17 protein-coding genes and 1 pseudogene are annotated in these 21,020 nt (G+C 63.7%); 7 read left to right on the top strand and 11 right to left on the bottom strand.

The genetic code is table 11. The features are described 5' to 3' along the window. Nucleotides 1–66: 66 nt before the first annotated feature. A complete protein-coding gene (locus HMPREF2883_RS00650; protein ID WP_070658231.1) occupies nt 67–1,914 on the bottom strand; it encodes a phosphoenolpyruvate carboxykinase (GTP) in 1,848 nt (615 codons plus the stop codon). Between the two features lie 243 nt (nt 1,915–2,157). Between HMPREF2883_RS00650 and HMPREF2883_RS00645 the strand changes: the two genes are divergently transcribed. The 5 genes from HMPREF2883_RS00645 (at nt 2,158) to HMPREF2883_RS00625 (ending at nt 7,025) form a co-directional block, all read left to right on the top strand. Then, nucleotides 2,158–3,000 (top strand): LppM family (lipo)protein, encoded by an 843-nt coding sequence (locus HMPREF2883_RS00645; RefSeq protein WP_070658229.1) that lies wholly within the window; start codon nt 2,158–2,160, stop codon nt 2,998–3,000. A 48-nt stretch (nt 3,001–3,048) separates the two neighbouring features. Then, on the top strand, nt 3,049–4,080 hold the full coding sequence (locus tag HMPREF2883_RS00640) for an LppM family (lipo)protein (RefSeq protein WP_070658227.1): 1,032 nt from the start codon (nt 3,049–3,051) through the stop codon (nt 4,078–4,080). 76 nt (nt 4,081–4,156) lie between these two features. Continuing rightward, the gene (locus HMPREF2883_RS00635) at nt 4,157–4,987 is read left to right on the top strand and encodes an LppM family (lipo)protein (RefSeq protein WP_070658225.1); all 831 of its coding nucleotides are present in this window, start codon (nt 4,157–4,159) and stop codon (nt 4,985–4,987) included. Nucleotides 4,988–5,184: 197 nt separating this feature from the next. Then, entirely contained in the window at nt 5,185–5,976 is a 792-nt protein-coding gene (locus HMPREF2883_RS00630) for an LppM family (lipo)protein (protein ID WP_256277252.1), read from the top strand. A 176-nt stretch (nt 5,977–6,152) separates the two neighbouring features. Next, nucleotides 6,153–7,025, top strand: coding sequence for a hypothetical protein (locus HMPREF2883_RS00625; protein WP_256277251.1), 873 nt, complete (start codon nt 6,153–6,155; stop codon nt 7,023–7,025). 139 nt (nt 7,026–7,164) lie between these two features. Here HMPREF2883_RS00625 and HMPREF2883_RS14525 read toward each other — a convergent pair whose 3' ends face one another. After that, nucleotides 7,165–8,028 carry a hypothetical protein gene (locus tag HMPREF2883_RS14525; RefSeq protein ID WP_141758975.1) on the bottom strand — a complete coding sequence of 288 codons (864 nt, stop codon included), beginning with the start codon at nt 8,026–8,028 and terminating at the stop codon, nt 7,165–7,167. A 176-nt stretch (nt 8,029–8,204) separates the two neighbouring features. Here HMPREF2883_RS14525 and HMPREF2883_RS00615 point away from each other — a divergent pair. Then, nucleotides 8,205–8,992, top strand: a pseudogene (locus HMPREF2883_RS00615) (transposase family protein). A 135-nt stretch (nt 8,993–9,127) separates the two neighbouring features. Here the strand turns inward: HMPREF2883_RS00615 and HMPREF2883_RS14520 are convergent. The 4 genes from HMPREF2883_RS14520 to HMPREF2883_RS00605 form a co-directional block, all read right to left on the bottom strand. Further along, nucleotides 9,128–9,949, bottom strand: a complete 822-nt coding sequence (locus tag HMPREF2883_RS14520) for a hypothetical protein (protein WP_141758974.1) — start codon at nt 9,947–9,949, stop codon at nt 9,128–9,130. A 193-nt stretch (nt 9,950–10,142) separates the two neighbouring features. After that, nucleotides 10,143–10,712 (bottom strand): hypothetical protein, encoded by a 570-nt coding sequence (locus tag HMPREF2883_RS14515; RefSeq protein WP_176747105.1) that lies wholly within the window; start codon nt 10,710–10,712, stop codon nt 10,143–10,145. Nucleotides 10,713–10,958: 246 nt separating this feature from the next. Next, nucleotides 10,959–12,893 carry a hypothetical protein gene (locus HMPREF2883_RS00610; protein WP_256277250.1) on the bottom strand — a complete coding sequence of 645 codons (1,935 nt, stop codon included), beginning with the start codon at nt 12,891–12,893 and terminating at the stop codon, nt 10,959–10,961. A gap of 14 nt (nt 12,894–12,907) precedes the next feature. Beyond that, nucleotides 12,908–14,194: an adenylosuccinate synthase gene (locus HMPREF2883_RS00605; RefSeq protein ID WP_070658215.1), complete on the bottom strand. Its 1,287-nt coding sequence runs from the start codon at nt 14,192–14,194 to the stop codon at nt 12,908–12,910. Between the two features lie 124 nt (nt 14,195–14,318). Here HMPREF2883_RS00605 and HMPREF2883_RS00600 point away from each other — a divergent pair, with 124 nt between their 5' ends. Then, nucleotides 14,319–15,278 (top strand): LppM family (lipo)protein, encoded by a 960-nt coding sequence (locus HMPREF2883_RS00600; protein ID WP_070658213.1) that lies wholly within the window; start codon nt 14,319–14,321, stop codon nt 15,276–15,278. Nucleotides 15,279–15,349: 71 nt separating this feature from the next. On the opposite strand, the gene HMPREF2883_RS00595 is transcribed toward HMPREF2883_RS00600, so the two are convergent. The 5 genes from HMPREF2883_RS00595 to fbaA all read right to left on the bottom strand — a co-directional run bounded on the left by HMPREF2883_RS00595 (nt 15,350) and on the right by fbaA (nt 20,883). Then, nucleotides 15,350–16,030: a MusI family membrane protein gene (locus HMPREF2883_RS00595; protein ID WP_070658211.1), complete on the bottom strand. Its 681-nt coding sequence runs from the start codon at nt 16,028–16,030 to the stop codon at nt 15,350–15,352. A gap of 112 nt (nt 16,031–16,142) precedes the next feature. After that, nucleotides 16,143–17,048, bottom strand: coding sequence for a carbohydrate ABC transporter permease (locus HMPREF2883_RS00590; RefSeq protein WP_070658208.1), 906 nt, complete (start codon nt 17,046–17,048; stop codon nt 16,143–16,145). Beyond that, nucleotides 17,045–17,890, bottom strand: a complete 846-nt coding sequence (locus tag HMPREF2883_RS00585) for a carbohydrate ABC transporter permease (RefSeq protein ID WP_070658205.1) — start codon at nt 17,888–17,890, stop codon at nt 17,045–17,047. Before HMPREF2883_RS00585 ends, HMPREF2883_RS00590 begins: the two co-directional genes overlap by 4 nt. A 189-nt stretch (nt 17,891–18,079) precedes the next feature. Continuing rightward, nucleotides 18,080–19,423, bottom strand: a complete 1,344-nt coding sequence (locus tag HMPREF2883_RS00580) for an ABC transporter substrate-binding protein (protein WP_070658203.1) — start codon at nt 19,421–19,423, stop codon at nt 18,080–18,082. Nucleotides 19,424–19,833: 410 nt separating this feature from the next. Beyond that, the gene (fbaA, locus tag HMPREF2883_RS00575) at nt 19,834–20,883 is read right to left on the bottom strand and encodes a class II fructose-bisphosphate aldolase (protein WP_070658201.1); all 1,050 of its coding nucleotides are present in this window, start codon (nt 20,881–20,883) and stop codon (nt 19,834–19,836) included. Nucleotides 20,884–21,020 lie beyond the last annotated feature (137 nt).

The following is a 21,020-nucleotide window of genomic DNA, read 5'->3' as shown; positions in this document are numbered from 1 at the left end:
GCTCCAGCCGGCGAACCGGTCGGAGCCCCCGCCTCATTCCTCCCCGGGGAAGGACCTCAGTGGCGATCAGGCCTTCTTGGCCTCGTCAATGCGCGCACGGAACTTGGCGAGCTGCTCCTTGATGGCCTCGGGCAGCTTGTCACCGAACTGCTTGTAGTACTCCTCGGTGTCGTCCATCTCGGCGGCCCAGGCCTCGGGGTCGATGTCGTACATCTTGGCCCACTCCTCCTCGCCCAGGTCGAGGCCCTCGAGGTTGAAGTCCTCGAACTTGGGGTAGCGGCCGGTGACGCCGTCGACGGCCTCGACCTCGCCGGCGGCGCGGCGCACGATCCAGTCGAGCACGCGGGAGTTGTCGCCGTAGCCGGGCCAGATGAACTTGCCGTTCTCGTCCTTGCGGAACCAGTTGACCTGGTAGACCTTGGGGAACTTGTCGCCCAGCTTCTCCTGCATCTCCAGCCAGTGCGACCAGTAGTCGGCCATGTGGTAGCCGCAGAAGGGCAGCATGGCCATGGGGTCGTGACGCAGGGAGCCGACCTTGGCGTCCAGGGCGGCGGCGGTGACCTCGGAGGCCACGGCGGAGCCGATGAACACGCCGTGGGCGTTCTCGTACTGCTCAGCGACCAGCGGCACGTTGGTGGCGCGGCGACCGCCGAAGAGGATGGCGTCGACGGCCACACCCTCGGGGGCCTCCCAGTCGGGGCAGATGATCGGGCACTGCGAGGCCGGGGTGGTGAAGCGGCTGTTGGGGTGGGCGGCCTTCTTGCCCTCGGCGGCGTCGGCCGGGGTGAAGTCGTTGCCCTGCCAGTCGATGAGGTGCTCCGGCATCGGGGCGTCGATGCCCTCCCACCACACGTCACCGTCGTCGGTCAGGGCGACGTTGGTGAAGATGGTGTTGGCCTTCATCGTGTCCATGGCCATCGGGTTGGTGCCGTAGGAGGTGCCGGGGGCGACGCCGAAGAAGCCGGCCTCGGGGTTGATGGCGCGCAGGCGGCCGTCGGGGCCGGGGCGCATCCAGGCGATGTCGTCACCGACGGTCTCGACCTTGTAGCCCGGGATGGTGGGCTGGAGCATGGCGAGGTTGGTCTTGCCGCAGGCGCTCGGGAAGGCGGCGGTGACGTGGTACTGCTTGCCGCTCTTCTCGTCGGTCAGACGCAGGATGAGCATGTGCTCGGCCATCCAGCCGTCGCGGCGGGCCATGGTCGAGGCGATGCGCAGCGCGTAGCACTTCTTGCCCAGCAGGGCGTTGCCGCCGTAGCCGGAGCCGAAGGACCAGATCTCGTTGGTCTCCGGGAAGTGGGTGATGTACTTCTCGTCGTTACAGGGCCAGGTGGTGTCCTTCTCGTGCTCGGCCAGCGGTGCACCGACGGAGTGGACGGCCGGGACCCAGGGGCGGCCCTCATTGATGAGGTCCATGGCGGCCGCACCCATGCGGGTCATGATCCGCATGTTGACCACCACGTAGGGGGAGTCGGTGATCTCGATGCCGAGCTGGGAGATGGGGCCACCCAGGGGGCCCATGGAGAAGGGGATCACGTAGAGGGTCCGGCCGCGCATGGCGCCGTCGAACTTCTCGTTGAGGATCTTCTTCATCTCGGCCGGGTCGTACCAGTTGTTGGTCGGGCCAGCGTCCTCCTCCTTCTCGGAGCAGATGAAGGTCCTGGACTCCACGCGGGCGACGTCGCTGGGCAGGGAGCGCGCGAGGAAGGAGTTGGGGCGCTTGTCGGGGTTGAGGCGCGTGAACACGCCGGACTCCACCATCTCAGTGGTGAGGCGGTCCCACTCCTCCTGTGAACCGTCCGTGAAGTAGACGTTCTCGGGCTTGGCCAGCTCGGCGATGCGCGTGACGAATTCGATGACATCCTCAGGGGCGTTAGCCGGCGCGGCGGCGCGAACGTCCTTCTCAGACACAGTCATGCGAGTCCCTTCCTTGGGTATGTTGATCCGGTGAGCGCGCCGTTGCCGGTTCGCTCGGTCGAGGGCCATCCTCCCCTACCTGGCGCCTCAGGTCACATCGCCGAAGGTCCCAACTCGACCTCACTCCCCTGCCGGACCAGCATGTGATCGGCCACATTCGGGAGGATGACGGCTTTTGCCGCCTTTGAAATGGCGGCGTTCCGCCCTCAGTGAAGGTCCAGTGCGAGCGTGTAGCGTGCCCGCATGCCCGTCGCGCCGTCCTCCGCGTCCAGTTCCACGAGCTCCTTGCCGCACGCCCTGCCCCGCCCGCCGGCACCCCGGGGCCTTCGACCGGCCGTGGTGGCGGCCGTCGCCTGTCTGACACTGTCGGCCTGCACCGCCCACATGGACATGACCATCAGCTCCCAGGGCAGATACGACGTCGCCCTGGAGATGCGCGACACGACCGGGACCGTCTTCCCGAAGGGAAAGGCCCCCGACTGCTCGGCCTACTCCGACCCCACCGCTCTGGGCGTGCCCGCGGGCACCACGGTCAAGGCCGAGCCCATCACCGGCGACGACGGACTCGGCTGCCAGGTCACCATCAGCGGCGTCAAGGTCCCCCAGGCCTCTCAGGCCGAACCGAACACGATCGTCGTTCGCGACGGCGAGGTCTACAAGGTGACGATCCAGCCCTTCCCCTCCGACCCCTCCCAGGACGCCAACGGGTCCGGTGACGCACAGGGGGGCGCACCGCAGGCCTCTGCTGCGCCGTCGGGCGGCCCGGGCGGAGCCCAACCGACCAACGCGTCCTTCAAGGGCATCGTCGACACCAAGGTCTCCGTCACCTTTCCCGGCGCGGTGACGCAGTCCGGCGGGGGGAAGGTCTCGGGGACCACGGTCACCTGGGACGATCCGGACACGGTGGCCAAGGGCGTGAGCGCCTCGGGCTACGCCCAGGACTCTCAGGGCGTATCTTGGTGGAGTCGCTCCCGCATCTGGCTGACCGCGGGGCTGGCCCTGCTCGGCGGCATCCTGGCTGTGGCCGTCCTCCGACGGCGCAGCAGCGGTCGCGCACCCCGCAAGGCAGCACGAGGGTGGCGCTGAGCATTCCGACTGTTCCGCGTAGACACAGCACCGAATTAGACTCGACGCATGAATCATGACTCCCGCACCGTCAGGCGACGCGTGGCCGTGGCGGTACTGACCGGCCTGGCACTGCTGCTGTCCGGATGCGGGGCTCACTACGACTTCGTCATCCATGACAACGAGACCGCCGACCTGACCTACGTCATGTGGGACTCATCGGGGCTGTCACTCATCACCCGGGAGAGCTGCACCCAGGACAAGCTCGAGAAGTCCACCCCCCTGCCCAAGGGAGTCAAGGCGATCTACACCTTCACGTCCCACAACGGGCAGCCGGCGTGCCAGGTCACAGCCAAGTCGGTTCCACTCAACAACCTGCAGACCGACATCTGGACGATCAAGCACCAGGGCGGGAAGTACGTCTTCGACCTGTCCCCCGAGGCGCTGAGCAAGCTCGGTCAGGACGACTCCCTCCCCTCCTCCTCGGGCGCCTCGGGAGGAATGAAGATCTCGATAGCCGTGACCTTTCCCGAGAAGGTGACGAAGTCCAACGGGAGGAATGACGACAACAAGGTCACCTGGGACAACGTGCTGGAGAGCCCCGAGGCCCTCCACGCCGAGGGCGGGGACGGCACGTTCCACCTGCAGTGGTGGATGATTGCGACGGCCTGCGCCGTCGTCCTCCTCATCGTGATCGGCGTCGTGATGTACCTCCTGAGGACTCGCCGCGCCAAGCAGCTGGCTCCGGCGCTGCCGTACGGCGAGGCCTTTCAGGGTGCCGCGGCGACCAGCACCATGCCTCCGGAGATCTATACCGGTGGCCCGTACCAGTCTTCCCCGGGTCCCCTGCAGCCGATGCCGGGATCGACCCACCCCTATCCCGTCACCAACCTTCGCGACGGCTACGCCCCCTACGCCGACCCGGGCCAGGACACCTGCGTCTTCGCGCCACCGCAGGTCTCTGGAAGCGCAGGCGTGTTCAGCACCTACGGGGCCCAGCAGGGGGGACCTCAGTCACCCGGACCCGGGTACACCCACATGCCCTACCAGGAAGGGCACAGTCCCACTGACTTCCAGCCCCCGTCTCAGCAGCCCCGGTGACGGTCTGCCCGGAGCGGGGAACGATACCCATAACGACCCGGTTACAACCTGGCATCTGACCCGCTACTGTGTGGGCATGACACCTGCCATCGCTCACCGCATCCCTAGGCCCCTGTCCGTCTTCACAGCTCTTGCGGCGCTCGCCCTGTCCGCACCCCTCGCACTGATCGGCACCCCGGGGCACGCCGCCCCCATGGCCGACGACTCCTCAAACTCCGGCCTGAAGATCACCTCAGACATCGTCATCAAGTCCAACGACACCTACTCCGTGAAAGCGGTGATGACCGACAATAGCGGTTTCGGCATCTTCAACAAAGACAATTGTAAAGTCGACGATTTCTCGAAAACGCAGTTCGGCAAGAACTCCAAGAACGCCAAGGCCACTTTCAAGGAGGATGGCGACTCGACTTCCTGCACGATTGAAGGGTCCGCCTCCATCAAGGACAGCGACGACACAATTAAGCATCAGGGCAGCGAGTACGTCGTCAAGATCGGCACCGACGAGGCAATCGGCGACACGGGCCAGCTTGACGTCACCCAGACCATCACCTTCCCTGGAAAGGTCACAGAGGCCGACGGCGGCAAGGTCGACGGCAACAAGGTCACCTTCACCGACGTCAAGTCCCACACCGTGAAGGGCAGAGACGGCTCCATCCCCATGTGGGTCTGGATCGTCGTTGGAGCCGGCGCCCTGGCGCTCATCGGTGGCCTGACCCTCTTCTTCGTCATCCGCAGCAAGAAGAACAAGACCCAGACGCCTTACGGAGCCCCCGGCCAGGGCTATGACCCGAACCAGGCGTTCCCGGCTCAGCAGCAGCCCGGCTACGGAGCCCCCGGCCAGCAGGCGGGCTACGGCGCCCCACAGGCACAGCCCGGCTACGGGGCCCCCGGCCAAGGCACCTACTGACCCATTACCCCTCCTGTTGTTGTGGCCCTCAGATCTGACGATCCAGGGCCACAACACCTTTTTTCGCGTCATCATTCCCCATGCGGGGAGCCCATCAACACTGACCAACTAGGGTGAGGACTATGGCTATAACCGCCCCCCGACACCGCTCCTTGGGCGCACTCGTCTTTCTGGCATTTCTCTTGAGCCTGACGCTCTTGACCCCTCCAAGTCACGCCGTCACTTCCGCCGCGCACGACGATCCAGACCGCTCGCTATCCGCGCGGATCGTCATCAACCAGGACGACACCTACAACATGACCGTCATAGGTCAAGTCAAGAGCAAGTCCTCCTCCGACAAGCGGGAAATGAAGGAGAATTGCAACTCTTCTGACGCCGGAGAGCCGTTTGACGACCTGAAGGCCTCCTACTCCGAGAGCAACGGCTTCCCCACCTGCACCTTCACCGGCAAGTCGATCGACCTCTCCGAGGCCGATGGATTCATCAAGCACAAGGGCGACGAGTACGTCCTCGACAGCCAGAAGGGGAACTTTCCCTCCTCTTCTTCCGGATTCGACATTGAGTACAAGTTCTCCGTGACATTCCCCGGCAAGGTCACGGATGCCGACGGTGGCAAGGTCAACGGGAGCACGGTGACCTTCACCAAGCCTGGAAGGTACCGCGTCAGCGGCAAGGACACTCCCGCCTTTCCCTGGGTATGGGTGATCGTGGGGGTCGTGCTGGTCGGAGCGACCGGCGGAGGCCTCTTCTGGTTCCTCAACCGCAAGAAGAGGGCGCAGCAGCAGGCCTACGCGGTCGGCACCGCGGGTTATGTGCCGCAGCAGCCCTACGCCCCTGGCCAGGTGCAGGCTCCCGGCGCCGTGCCCCCGTCTCCTTCCGGCTTCGTCGCCCAGGGTGACAACCAGCCCGGGCCGAGCGGCACGATGCCTCCGGGGGCTGTACCGCCCCCTCCCGGCTACCCACCAGCCCCTTCCTCCACTTGGGGCTGAGCTCCGACTGCGGCACCGACACTCTTCGCACCCTAGCGACAGCGCCCTCCGCACCGCTCTCCAGTCACCTCACCCACACCATTCGAAGGCTGCACATGCGCTACCTCACTTTGAGGCACACCACCCCAGTCACGAGTCTCGTCGGGATGCTCTGTCTCACGACCTCACTCCTCCTCGTGGCGGCAGCGCCCCCCAGCAGCGCCGCAGCTCTTGCAAAGCTCACGAACGAAGACAAGCTCAGCGCTGAGATCGTCATCAAGTCCGATCAAGAGGTGACGACAACCATCACGATCACTTCGCCGACCTCCAGAGAAAAGAACCTGAAAGAGTTCTGCGTCGAAAGCAGCTTTCGCCAGACTCCCACAAAGACCGATGCGACCTTCTCCAACGAAAACGGGGCTCCGACCTGCAAGGCCACGTCCACGAGAGCCATATCCCAAAACAAATATGTGTCTCACGACGGGGATGAGTATGTCGTCGACACTTACAAGGACTCCACATCCGATGGCAGCGACAACAACTCAACGCCTCTCACCATCGTCTTCCCCGGCAAGGTAACGGAAGCCGATGGAGGGAAGATCGAGGGCAACGAGCAGAACAAGGTGTCATTCTCAACCTTCTACGATCACAAGGCCCGCGGCAAGGACACCGCCCAGGCAGCATCTCAGCCTGAGTCCAGCTCAACACCCTCGTCCAGTTCGACGCCCACACCCGGTTCGACGTCCTCGTCTCACTCATCGGGCGGGATGACAAGCATCATCGTGATACTCATTGCGATCGCTGTTGTCGGAGCAGCTGTCGCCATCGTCAGCAACACACTCAAGAAGAACCGGGAGCAGAAGTACCTGGATGCGCTGGGGCAGCAGTCGATTCAAGCAAGTACTCCCATCCCCGCTTCCCAGCCGGTCGCCTTCCCCTCTCAAGCACAGGCAGGTCCGCTCCCCACCCAGCCCAACTCGCCTGCTTCCCAGCAGTACCAGCCGCCATTCCCTCAGGGACCAGGCCCCACGTCGCATGTACCGCCGAACCACAATGGCTACCGCGGCTAATGAGCCTCAGACTGATGCAGGTATCAGACCGCAGGCATTGATGCCCGTTACCTTGTTGTGAACCCGACGATATAATCACCGCGGCACGCTCAAACACAAGAGCCGCAAATCGCTCGCTCAACGACCAACTTACCCGATTTTACCTACACCCCGCCGACTCACCCCCACTCTTACCGTGAGCATGAAGATCCCCGACTATCTCCAGGACCGGAAAGTCCATTAAACTGCGAACGTGAACGAGTCCACTCCGGTGGCCGAGGTGCAGGCGAGCATCAGGATAGTTTGAGTAGAACTCAACAATTCTTTCAAACTGAACATACCCCAAAGGGAGCATAAACATCGGAAAAGCATACTGCACCCCATACTTATCTTCAATGAGGACGAACATCCTCCCATGACACCGTTGCCCTCCCACCACATGAGGTCGATCGCTCCAATCAATTCGAGCCCCATACCGCTCTCCAGGCCGGAGAACAATTTCGCTCGAGTTAAGGATGATGTCGGGTTCCGAGACACCACCGAATGGGGGCGTTACTAGACTAGCTGCAGCCAATATGAGCAAGAAAAGTGCGAAGGCAGCAGCTCTAAACGCAACCCGGACCGGGATCGAGCCACTTTCTGCAACGGACAGCGCCATCATTGCGATTGCACCTACAATGAGAATTAGGGTGCTCGCAGCCTCCCATAAAACAAACAGCGATGACGGACCGAATATCACCTCGTCACCACAAGCGTTCCAGCGCCTATACGACACCCTTGAGCATCTAAATTGTGTGTACTGCATCGACGCAATTGCGACTAAATACGTCCCACAGGTGAAATAAAACACTAGCGTCGGCACCGACGTGACACTCAAATATAGTGCACTAGCGCCGACCAAGATGATCCCAAATACAGCAAACAGATACGACTCTCTAAGGCGATTCTCATCCATAGCCTCACAGGAATACAGCTTGCTCATTGACCTAGGCTCCCCCACAGCGACCTTCCTGGCGAGAAGCATGCGACTCAGTGAGGTTTTCTCACCGGGGGTGGTGGTGCTGGCGGCCTGAGCGGTGGGATGGTGGGGATGTGCTGATAGGGCCGGGGTGGGGTGTGTCGGAGCGAGGTGCACGCGGAGCCGTGCGTCAGAGTTGTTTTCGACCAAGATAACCTGCTCGCAAGAAAGGCTCCGCGCGACTGTCCTATCGTGCCACTGTCGACGTACCCATCGCTACTGTGCGTACCGTCAGCGGCTGGCTGACCGCCCACCGCCGCGCCCACGACACCCGCCCGCATCAGCGGGCCGCCACCACCTGGGTCCAGGCCGTTGTGGTGCTGCGGTGGCTCAAGGACGGCACTGATGTGCGGGCCCTGGCCCGCGACTCCGGTGTCTGGCAGGCCACCGCCTACCGGTACCTGCATGAGGCCCTGAAGGTCATCGCCCAACGGTCTCCCGATATCGCCGACGTCCTGAACAGGCTCCGGCGCAGAGGCGAGCCGTTCGTCTGCCTGGACGGCACCCTGGTGCGCACTGACCGGGTCGCAGCCCGCACCCAGGCCGGCAACCACCTGTGGTACTCGGGTAAGCACAAGGCCTTCGGTGGCAACGTGCAGCTCCTGACCGATCACACTGGCTTCCCGGTGCGGACCGCGCCCGTGGAGCCCGGTTCGACCCATTTTCGTCACCGCCGCCCGCAACCATGCCCTGCCGGCGCTGTACCGGGCGGCGTCGCTGGGGCTGCCCACACTGGCGGACAAGGGCTACATCGGGGCCGGCATCGGCATCAAGGTCCCGGTCAAGAACCCCTGCCCAGATCCCGACACCCGGTGGCACGTGCGAGCTGATCACCTCCATGCGAGCCCCGGCCGAAAGAGCCAACGCACTGATCAAGCACTTCAAGGCCCTACGACACGTCACCCTCAGCCCCACAACCATCACCACCGCAGCCCTGGTCATCCTCACACTCCACAAAGGCCTCTGGTGAGAAAACCTCAGTGATCCTTCCCATCATCACCGCCTCCGTCAAACTCGGGACGATTCAACCCGACAACAGGCTCCACCCACCGCACCCTCAAACAAATAGAGTCGCGAGCCACTCGGCCAACCAACTACACCGAATTTACCGGCCCGCTGTCAGTTCACCCCTATTCTCACTGAGAGCATTAAGGTCTTCAACGATAAACGAAACAGGAGAATACATTAGCCTGCGAACATGGACTAACCCTTCTCGGTGACCAAGATACTCGCGAGCATCAGGATTATCTGAGTATAAGTCAATAACTTTTTCAAATTGAACATACCCCAATGGAAGGTAGGACATCGGAAAACTATATTGCAACCCGTTTTTGTCCTCAATGAGAACGAACATCCCGCCATTGCTCCTTCGGCCGCCTATCATGCGAGGTCGATCGCCCCAATTAATTCGGGTCCTGTACCTCCCTGCGGGCCAGACAATAATTCCATTCGAGTTGAGAATGATCTCCGGTTCTGTCATTGCACTGAACGGAAACGTCACTAGACTCATTATTGCCATGACCAGAAAGAAGACCGTGAGCATAGCAGCAACAATGGTGGCCCGCGGTGTAGTCGAGTCGCCTCCCGCAACAGCCATCATCCCAATCACTGCTGCTCCAGCAATCAGAACGATGGAGCTCATGACTTGCCATATGAGAAATAGCAACGAGGGTCCGAACGTTACCTCACCACCACTTGCGTTCCAGCGCTTGTACGACTTTTTTGCGAATCTAAACTGCGCGTACTGCATCAACGCCACCGTAACCAGATAAGTCCCGCCGGTGCGATAGAACACCAGTGTCGGCGCCAATGAGATACCGGAATATAGCACACTGGCACAGAGTAGGACGATCCCGAAGAATCCATAATAATATACCTCTTTGAGACGATTCGCGTCCATGGCCGAACAAGAATACGACTCGTCCATTGGTCTCACTTTACCCACGTGCAACTGTCTTCCTGTCGATCATGCATTCGCAGCCTCGACGACGCCGACCTCGGTAACTTAAGGTGACTGGCCACGCATGCGCACGCCCAGCATACAGAAGACGCCTCCAAGGGATCGACGAGAATCCACAAAACTGGATTTAAGTGCAACACCTTACGAATGCAAAGGTCACTTATATGCCAAGTTTATCCCACGTCCAAGCTGATGCGCTATTCCAGGCATCCGAGGCTTTATCCTCCAGGTACTTCCCAGTGTCTTCAGCCCAGTTCCCGACGGCATCTACTCCTTTACCTACCCCTTTCTTTGTTTCTTCCCAAGGGTGGTTAATAATCTCTCGATGCTCCAATGATATTGCATTATCATAGAGCCAACCTACCCCTTCTGCCGCGAGTGTCGCTACGCCAGCGACTACAATGACACCAACCATAGTAGCGGCTTCGGGTAAGAGCGCCACCGTGACTATGCCTGCAGCTGTCGTGGCCGCAACTTTAGCTAATGGGGCGCCGGTTGCAAGATCGACCGCCGGACCGCCAAACGCCACCGCCTTCCCTGCGAACTTGCGGACGCCGTCTCCGACTGCTTCAAGCCCATCAGCGGTTCTTCGCATGGCTGTCGGCTTTGGCTTGTTCAGCTTGTTCTCAATCGCTTTTTTGCTTGGAGGTCGACTTCGAGTTTTTACTGACGGGCTGTGAGACTTGTCGGCGGCCCGGTTGTATGCCCAAATACCAGCAGCTTCCCGCAAGGAATCTGCCCATCCCTCAGACGTCGCAGCTCAATCTCCGCGCCCCTCGCATTAGGAACCCCGGTCGAGGGCAGATACAGCGCAGGCGGCACGAACGGACGCTCCGGGTTCGGACCGAGCGATCCCTCATCGCCCAGCGGCTCAGCGGCCTCCGCCCGCTCAGGAGGGGACAGCAACATGAAGTCACGAGAAGATCTCATGCTCAACGCTATCGAGACCACTTGTGCATCGCAGCACTATTTACCACTAGTACTGTGACGTTGGTCGCTCCAGAGGCGCCACCGACGCTGGTCCAGTGAGCCCCTGCACACGCCACAGGCCTTCCTCAGTGGCGAGCTCGGCGCACAACTCAGGATGATGCGAGTAGAACGCCACCACCCGCTGCAACTGGACACTGGTCAGTGGAAGAGTGTCCATCTCCGCCCGGATGCGACCGACCCGATCGTTCTCCACCACGAGATTCCCACCGGCGCTGCGGCCCACGAGCCGCGGACGGTCGGCCCACCAGAACAGCGACTCACGGCTCGTCCCCACGGCGAAGCGGATGCGCTCCGCGTCAAGAACAATCTCCGTGCGGCGCCCAGGCAGCGGCTTCGACAAGCCCAGGAAGAAGGAGGCGATGAGGAAGACCATGGCCAGGAGTAGGGGCACCACCACGGTTCCCCGATCACTGCGGTCACTGACTGCCAGGAGTCCGACGGCCAGCAGGCCCCCGAGCGCCATGAGTGCTGCCTCGACGTGAACCGCGACCTGGACCAACCACGTGTTCCGCAGGCAGATTCCCTCACTGCTCCGGGTCCACCGCCGAGGAGCCGCTGTTCGAGACCTGCGCGCCGCGGCGAGTGCGACGCTGTGGATGAGGAGCACCAGGCTGAGGACCACCCCCAGAAGGAAGCCCGCTGTCTGTCTCCCGCTCGTTGCATACGTGAAACCGACCAGGACGATGACGGCCCAGATCAGGAGTCTCCACGGTGCTCGCTTAGCGCGTCGATCGGCTTCCTCGCATGTACTCGGCTTCGAGGAGTCCGCCTTTTCTCTCTGGTCCTCCTCCCCAACGCTGCGCTCCACGTCTGTTGACACGTGCGGCGCCGTCTCGACCGGCGCATCACCGACTCCCTCCCCTGCAGGAGCAGACGGAGTTGGGGAACAGTACGGGGCCGCGGAGAAGGGCCCCGCCGATCCAGGCACCGGGACATAGGCACTCGCAGAGCCGTAGGACTCCCCTTCCCTAGGCGGCCGTCCGCCTTGGGGGCCGCCGTACTGGATACCCTCATACGGAGAACCCGATCCCGGTGCTGCCCCATGCGCCGGCGTCGGAGATACCGGTACGCCCACCGACGGCGTCGAAGCCTGCATGGGGACACCGGAGGAGGCAGTCCTCTCTCCCTCCTGCACGGGAGGGGTCATGAGTGCACGCACCCGCTGCAGCCCTTGGCCAGTGCCGAGCTCTCCTCGCAGCTCGGCGTGAATCGAGTAGAGCTCGAGCACGGACTGAAGCTGAACGTGTCCAATGGGTACCACGAAGATAGGAAAGTTCACCGCCCCTCCCGCACCACCGGTGATCATGGCGTGCGGTCGCATGCGATGAGTAATGCTCGCCTCAAGATTCGGCCGCGCCTCCCAGGGAATGCGGACTCGTGTGTTCCCGCCCGCCCAGATCCATACCGCGTCCGGCGTCAGGACGATCTCCGGTGCTCCTCTACCACCGGTAGGAACAGTCACACAGCCCACCAGCCAGCCGAGCAGCACGACGACGGCCACGGCGATCGTCCATGCGCCGTCGGGAGAGGCCGCGGCGGAGAAGAGCTGCATCCCCACGGCGGTCAGCGCCCCTGTCCACGCCACCGCAGCAGGCAGATACTCCAGCAGGCCACTGAGGCGTGAGGGCCCGAACTGGACGCATCCGGGCCCTTGGCTCCAGTAGTCGGCGGACCGCGCGATCCGGCGGCTCAGGGCTGTCCTGCCCGCCCCGTACAGGGCGAGGCTCAGGCTGCCCACGACCAGCATGACGCCCAGTGGCTTCTCAGGACCGCGCAGGCACAGGAGGCCACCGACGAGGACGAAGGCGCCGAGCACCTTGACCAGGCACCCCTGGCCAGCCCTCCCACGGTCGGCACGCTCCCGGAAGGTCTCTACACCATGTCCTGCCTGCGACGCCGTCGAGTAACCACTCTCGCTCATGCTCCGCCCTCGGGTCACCCGATGAGCGAGTGACGGGAGATCGTGGCCTCGCGCCCCGGCCCGACGCCGATGGCGGAGATGCGGCAGCGGGCCAGCTCCTCGATGCGCAGCACGTAGTCCTGGGCGGCCTGCGGCAGGTCGGCGAAGCTGCGGACCTCGCTGATGTCTTCGCTCCAGCCTGGCAGCTCCTCGTAGACGGGGGCGGCGTGGTGGAAGTCGGACTGGGTCAGCGGCATCTCCTGGGTGACGGTGCCGTCAATGTCGTAGGCGACGCACACCGGAATGGTCTCGTGCCCGGTGAGGACGTCGAGCTTGGTCATCACCAGGTCGGTCAGCCCGTTGACGCGTGCCGCGTAGCGGGTGACGACGGCGTCGTGCCAGCCGCAGCGGCGGGGCCTGCCGGTGGTGACCCCGTACTCGCCACCCTCGGTGCGAAGACGCTCCCCCGTGTCGTCGAGCAGCTCGGTGGGGAAGGGCCCCTCCCCCACGCGGGTCGTGTAGGCCTTGACCACGCCGACGACCGAGTCGATCCGGGTGGGCCCCACGCCGGTGCCGGTGCAGGCGCCGCCGGCGGTGGGGTTGGAGGAGGTGACGAAGGGGTAGGTGCCGTGGTCGATGTCGAGCATCGTGGCCTGGCCGGCCTCGAACAGGACGGTCTTGCCCTTGTCCAGAGCGCTGTTGAGCACCAGGGAGCAGTCCACGACCATGGGCCGGACCCGCTCGGCGTAGGACAGCAGCTCGTCGGCAACGGCGTCGGCATCGATGGCGGCCCGGTTGAAGACCTTGAGGAAGAGGCTGTTCTTCTGGTCCAGGGCCGAGCGGACCTTCTGACGCAGGATCGACTCGTCGAAGAGGTCCTGGACACGGATGCCCACACGGTTCATCTTGTCCGCGTACGTCGGTCCGATCCCGCGGCCGGTGGTGCCCAGGTGACGCGAGCCCAGGAAGCGCTCGGTGGTGCGGTCCAGAACCCGGTTGTAGGAGGGGATGATGTGGGCGTTGGCACTGATGAGGAGACTGGAGGCGTCCTTGCCACGGGAGGTGATCTCAGCGATCTCGTTGAAGAGGACCTCCAGGTCGACGACGACGCCGTTGCCGATGATGGGCGTGACCCCGGGGGTGAGGACACCGGCCGGCAGGAGGTGGAAGGCGAACTTCTCGCCGTCGATGACCACGGTGTGGCCGGCGTTGTTACCACCGTTGAACTTCACGACGTAGTCGACGTCCTGACCGAGCTGGTCAGTCGCCTTGCCCTTTCCCTCGTCTCCCCACTGGGTACCGACGACGACAACGGCTGGCATGGCTGCTCCCTGACTTCAGTGACGGCGTGCCGGTGGACACACCGCCCTCAAGCCTACCGGAGCCGAGCGACGAGGTGCCGTCACTTCCCCCACCAACGGAACGAGGAGACGATACGGTGGAGGCATGTCTCATATCACCGTCCGCCGTAGCTCCACACAGCGCTCTGTGCTGGCGAGCCTCCTCGTCCTGACCGTATCCGCCGTCCTGGTCCTGGCCGGCACCCCGGGGTACGCCTTTCCCACGGCCGATGAGGATATGAGCTTCAGCATTTCCAGTGACATCGTTGTCAAGGACGAAGACACGTTCTCTGTGAAGCTCACGATGTCTGAGAGTGAATCCGTTCCGGTGCTCAGCGAGAGCGTGTGCGATAAGGGCTCGCCCGACTCAAGCAACTCGAGCATCAAGGACCTCAAGGTGAACTTCAAATCTGAAAACGGCACCCGTACGTGCACGATGGAGGGGACCGGCTCCATCACCTCATCCTCGAAGAACGTCAGGCACAAGGGCGATGAGTTCATCGTTCAGACGCTGAACTTCGATAACTTCCCCTCCGGCGTCTCCGCCGACGTCACCCAGTCAGTCACTTTCCCGGGTAAGGTCACCGAGGCCGACGGCGGCACGGTCGAGGGCACCAAGGTCTCCTTCAACGACAACGACCAGCATGAGGTCAAGGGGAAGGACAAGCCCGCCAAGAGCGCGGCGACCGGCAGCTCACAGGACGCTGCGGGAGAGGATGACAGCGGTTCCATTCCCGTGTGGGTCTGGGTGCTTGTCGGCACGCTTGCCGTGGCCATCGTGGGCGGCGTTGTGGCCGCGATCGTCATGAGCCAGAGGAAGAAGCAGTCCCAGTTCAATCCTTACGCGACTCCTGCACAGGGCTACGACCCCAACCAGGCATTCCCCGGACAGCCAATGCAGCAGCCCGACCAGCCCGGCTACACCGAGCCCTACCAGCAGGGCCAGCCGACGCCGCAGCCCTACCAACCGGGTCAACCGGGCCAGCAGCCCTACCAGCCCGGCTACACCGAGCCCTACCAGCAGCCCTACAACAACCAGCCGGGCCAGCCCGGCCAGGGGTTCTAAAGAGCCCCCGAGACGCATGGCCCCGGAATCAGTCGATTCCGGGGCCATGACACTGCGTGGTGACGCCGCACTCACCGAGAGCGCGTTCGCATCATTGGGGACTCCGACGTCGAAGCACCACGGAGCGCCACCATGGTGGAACGCTGCAGCAGGGCGATGAGGTAGGTCTGGAAAGCCGGCCCGACCAGAACCATGAACCACGTGACCGCGGCCCGCGAAGCCGGCAGCCCCCACAAGACGATCGCCGGCGCCGCCACAATCACCAGAGCAATCACCGTGACTCCCAGACGGCCCACCGCAAGACGAAGCGCATTGGACAGGTGCCGGCCGACCGGGGCGGCGAAGAAGGCGGCCAGCGGCAGCAGCCAGACGAGGATCGCGGCCAGGAGCACTCCCCCGGCCAGTACCAGCCCGGACAGCGCACCGCTCGTTCCACCGTTCCGCTCGCCCACCGAGGAGCCGGACAGGAGCAGGTACTCCCAGGCGCTCATGGCCACCAGGACGAGCACCGGCGGCCACCAGGCCAGGGACTGGCGCAGGTTGAGACGGAAGGACCGCCACCACGTGCTCATGACCGCCGGCTCGTCGTCGGCCACCATCTCACCGGCCACCCGGGCGCAGGCCGTCAGGGAGGCTCCTGCCGTCACCACCGGCAGGCAGCCGGCCAGAGTGAGGACGTTGAGGATGACGACATCCGCCGCTGCGGACCAGGCCCGGTAGGCCGGGCTGTCGGGGCCGGGGAACAGCGCCACGAGAGCTCCTTCGTCGAGACTCGAGCAGTAACAGGTGGACATGATACGGACGGTTCTCAAGGCCGGTGGTGGGGTCTTGAGAACCGCCCGTATCAGAACAGGTGTGAGGGGATCAGCCCTTGACCGCCCCCGCGGCCACGCCCTCGATGATGTGCTTCTGACCGAAGAGGTAGAAGGCGACGATCGGGACGATGGCGAAGACGAGCATGGCCATCTGGGCGCCCATGTCCCGGTTGCCGTTGGAGCCGACAAGAGACTGGATGACGATCGGGACCGTCTTGTAGCGCTCGTCCTGGCCGATCACGAGGTTGGGCAGGAGGAAGTCGTTCCACACCCACATGGCGTTGAGGATCGCCACCGTGACCGCCGTCGGCTTGAGCAGCGGCATGACCACCTTGAAGTAGGTCTGCAGCGGGGAGCAGCCGTCCATGTAGGCGGCCTCCTCGATCTCCATGGGGATCGACTTGATGAAGCCGGCGAACAGGAACACCGACAGCCCACCACCGAAACCGAGGTAGAGGACGATCATGCCCCAGGGCGTGGCCAGGCCGAGCTGGTCGGCCACCTTGACGGTGGGGAACATGACCATCTGGAAGGGAGCGATCATGGAGAAGGCGAAGGCGTAGTAGATCATGGAGGTCCACCACGTCTTGATGCGGGTGATGTAGTAGGCGGTCATCGCCGTGAGGAACACGATGACGACGACGGAGCCCACGGTGATGAACAGCGACCAGCCCATGGCGCTGGCGAAGCCCGACAGGGCCAGGCCGGTGGCGTAGTTGTCCAGGCCGGCGAAGGTCTTCGCGGTCGGCAGGGCGAAGGGGCTGTCGGAGATGTAGAACTTGCCCTTGAAGGAGTTGATGACGATGAAGGCCAGTGGAATGACCCACACGAGGGCCAGGACGGCCAGCAGCCCCACGAGTGTCTTCTGCCCCGTTGTCTGCGGAGCGGCCTTCTGACCGCCCTGACGGGCAGGGGCGGCGGATCCGGGGGACTGAGTCTTGACGGCGGTGCTCACGCGTCGACCTCCTTGGAACGAGTGGCGCTCAGCTGGATGAGCGCGATGGCGGCGACGATGAGGAAGAAGATGACGGCCTCGGCCTGGGCGACGCCCTCCTGGCCGATCTTCTTGTACATCGTGTTGACGATGCTGAGCGCGGCCATCTGAGTCTGCTTAGCGGGCGCACCGTTGGTCAGGGCGAGGTTCTGGTCGTACATCTTGAAGGTGTTGGCCAGAGTGAGGAACAGGCAGATGGTGATCGAGGGCATGATCATCGGCAGCGTCACGTTGCGCAGGGTCTGCCACCTGCCGGCGCCGTCGATCTGCGATGCCTCGATGAGCTCGGGCGGCACGTTCTGCAGACCGGCGATGTAGATGACCATCATGTAGCCCATGAGCTGCCAGTTGACGAGCATGACCAGTCCGGCCAGCCCCAGTCGCCAGTCGTTGACGATCGTCTGCCCCCAGCGCTGGAGAATCGCGTTGAGCATCACCTGCCAGGTGTAGCCCAGGACGATGCCGCCAATGAGGTTGGGCATGAAGAACACGGCACGGAAGAAGTTGGTGCCGCGCAGCTTACGGGTCAGGAAGTAGGCCAGGGCGAAGGCCCCCAGGTTCACCGTGACAATCGAGATGACCGAGACAACGGCAGTGAAGACAAGCGCCTGCGGGAAGTCGCTGCGCTCCCCCAGTGCCCTGGCGTAGTTGTCAGTGCCCACGAACCGCGCATTGGTGAGGGTGCTGAACTTGGCGAAGGAGAGATAGAGCCCCATGAAGAAGGGGACGATGAACGCGATCATGAAGGCCAACAGGGTTGGCCCTGCAAAAACTGGGAAGAACTTTTTCAGTGCCTTGGTCATATCTACCTCGAGGTGCGACCGGCACCCGACGAACTGGCCGGGTACCAGAGAGCTCCCACCGGGGCGGCAGCGCGAGACGAACGGCTCGAACGTGCCGCCCCGGCAGGAGAGGGGATGGGGAGATGAGTCGCCGTCGCGATGCCCGCTGGAGCAGCGCCCTCAGCGGTGGGCTCGGGCGACTCCTGGTTGTCAGCCCTCCTTGGAGGCCTTCTTCTCGGAGGCCCAGGTGGTCACGAAGAAGTCCTTGACCTTCGCCCAGTCCTCACTGCCGGAGGCGTACTGCGCCAGGTGCTGGCCGAGCTGGTCCTTGAAGTCCTGGCTCGGGAAGGTCGGGAAGACCCACTTGACGGGCGTGAGGTCCTTGTTGTTGATGGCCGCGGAGACCTCCTTGCCCAGCGGGTCGGAGGGGGCCAGCTCGGCGTAGGCCTTGTAGGGCGCGATGATGCTGAGCTTCTCGGCGGCGAGCTTGGCACCCTCGGCGTCGGTGAACAGCCAGGTGAGGAAGTCCTTGGTGGCCTTCTGGTCGCCCTCGGCGGCCTGGGAGTTGATCGTCAGGTAGTTCTCGGTGCCGATGGCGATGTTGGACTTGTCCTCGCCGGAGACGCCGACGTAGATCGGCATGAAGTGGACGTCCTCGGCCTTGACCGTGTTGCCCGAGACCTCGGAGATCTGCGACCAGCCCCAGTTGCCGTTCTGAACCATGGCGGCCTTGCCCAGGGCGAAGTCGGCCATGGAGTCGGTGACCGTCTTGGCACTGGCCTCGGTGGGCTTGATCGTGGAGTTGTTGAGGTAGAGGTCGAAGATCTGCTTGTAGTTCTCCGAGTAGGTCAGCTTGACCTCGTCGAGGTCGTCGACCTTGGCGTCGCGGTACTCGTAGTAGACGGGGTAGTTGGCCAGGTGGGTCTGCCAGCGCCAGTCCTCACCAGGGGACAGCGAGGTCGCGGCGAAGACGCCCTCGATGCCGAGGTCGGCCTTCTTGGACTGCATGTCCTCGACGACCTCCTTGAGCTTGTCGAAGCCCTTGATCTCGTCGACGGAGGTGGCCTTGGCGCCCTCCATGCCGAAGTACTTCTTGAGGATGGCGGCGTTGTAGATGATGCCGTAGCCCTCGATGGCCAACGGGACGCCCACGACCTTGCTCTCGTCACCCTTGAGGGCCATGGACTCATCCGTCAGCTGCTTGGTGAAGTCGGCGTCGGACAGGTCGGAGGCGTAGTCCTTCCAGTTGCCGTAGCCCACGGGGCCGTTGAGGTTGAACAGCGTGGGCGGGTTGGACTTGGCGACCTCGGACTTCAGGGTCTGCTCGTAGGTGCCGGAAGCAGCGGTGACGACCTTGACGTTCACACCGGTCTTCTTGGTGTAGGCGGTCGCGATGTCCTTGAACGCCTGCTCCGACTCGGGCTTGAAGTTGAGGAAGTAGACGCCTCCGGCGCCGTCGGAACCGGACGAGCCCTTCGAGCAGGCCGCCAGGGTCGCGGCGACGGCGATCGCAGCAGTTCCACCGAGCACGGAGCGGCGGGAGATGAGTCGCATTGGGGTCCTCCTTTGGACGCATGGGACAGGCGCGGACAGAGGCGTCCGCAAGGTGCGACTGCCGTGTCGCCGGCGGCGGACCCGTCGGCTCAACGGCGACGACCTATCATGGCACATTTCCGCCCGTATTGCTGCAAGGTTTGCAATCAGTGGCCTGGGTCTCAGCCAGACATCTTTCGTTCGACAGGCTGTTCACCCCGGCAGGTCGCAGATCCTGCCTCCCCTCTAGGAGACACCATCATCGCTTATCCCCCTTTGCAAGAATGCAACCGATCGATCAGTTCGCCGTCGGGAGCCTCTCCACCGACCCCACCACCCCCTGCGCGAACAGGATGTGGCCCCGGCACCACAGGGGTGCCGGGGCCACGCGCAGCGATCAGTCGCCGCTCACCCCCGTACGGGGTGAGGACTCACTTGCGGGCGGAGCCGACGGAGCCGAGGCGCTCGCAAGCCTCGACGACGCGGGCGGCCATGCCCTTCTCGGCGGCCTTGCCCCAGGCGCGCGGGTCGTAGGCCTTCTTGGAGCCGACCTCGCCGTCGATCTTGAGCACGCCGTCGTAGTTCTTGAACATGTGGTCCGCCACCGGGCGCGTGAAGGCGTACTGGGTGTCGGTGTCCACGTTCATCTTGATGACGCCGTTGCGCACGGCCGTGGCAATCTCCTCGGCGGTGGAGCCGGAGCCGCCGTGCATGACCAGGTCGAAGGGGGTCTTCTTGTCCCCGACCTTGGTGGCCAGGCGGTCGCCCAGGCGCTTGGCGACGTCGGCCTGGATCTCGCCCAGGAGCTCGGGGCGGAGCTTGACGTGGCCGGGCTTGTAGGCGCCGTGCACGTTGCCGAAGGTCAGCGCCGTGGTGTAGCGGCCGTTCTCGCCCAGGCCCAGGGCCTCGACGGCGGCCCAGGCGTCGTCGGCCGTGGTGTAGAGGCTGGCGTTCTCCTCGCCCTTGATGCCGTCCTCCTCGCCGCCGACGGCGCCGATCTCGATCTCCAGGATGGTGTTGGCCTTCTTGCTCATGGCCAGCAGCTCGACGGCGAGCTTGATGTTGTCGTCGAGGGTCTCGGCGGAGCCGTCCCACATGTGGGACTGGAAGGCGGTGGGCTCGCCGCGCTTGGCCTGCTCGATCTCGATCTCGAGCAGCGGCCTGAGCCAGGTGTCGACCAGCTTGCGCGGGCAGTGGTCCGTGTGCAGCGCGAAGGTGATCGGGTACAGGTCGGCGATCGAGTAGGCGTAGGCGGACATGGCCAGGGAGCCCTTGACCCTGTCGGCGCGGGAGGAGCCGGACCAGTAGGCGGCGCCCCCGTTGGAGACCTGGACGATGCCGTCGGACTCGGCCTCGGTGAAGCCCTGGAGGGCGGCGGACAGAGTCTGGGACGAGGTGACGTTGATCGCGGGGATGGCATACTTGCCGGCCTTCGCGCGGTCAAGCATGTCGGCGTAGGACTCCGGGGTTGCAATGGCCACTGGGTGCCTCCTGATTGTCTGTGTGAGTCAGTGGTGCGGGGCCGATTGTTCCACGAATTCGAGGCCGAGTGAACCGGATCATGGTCCCAAGTCGGGCAGCGGTCGGGCGCCATGCCCTGTTCAGGGGTGGTTTGGCC

It is taken from the genome of Actinomyces sp. HMSC075C01, from assembly GCF_001812965.1.
Lineage (GTDB): Bacteria > Actinomycetota > Actinomycetes > Actinomycetales > Actinomycetaceae > Actinomyces > Actinomyces acetigenes.
The sequence above is the reverse complement of the archived record's forward strand: the minus strand, read 5'-3'. Positions and strand labels throughout refer to the sequence as shown.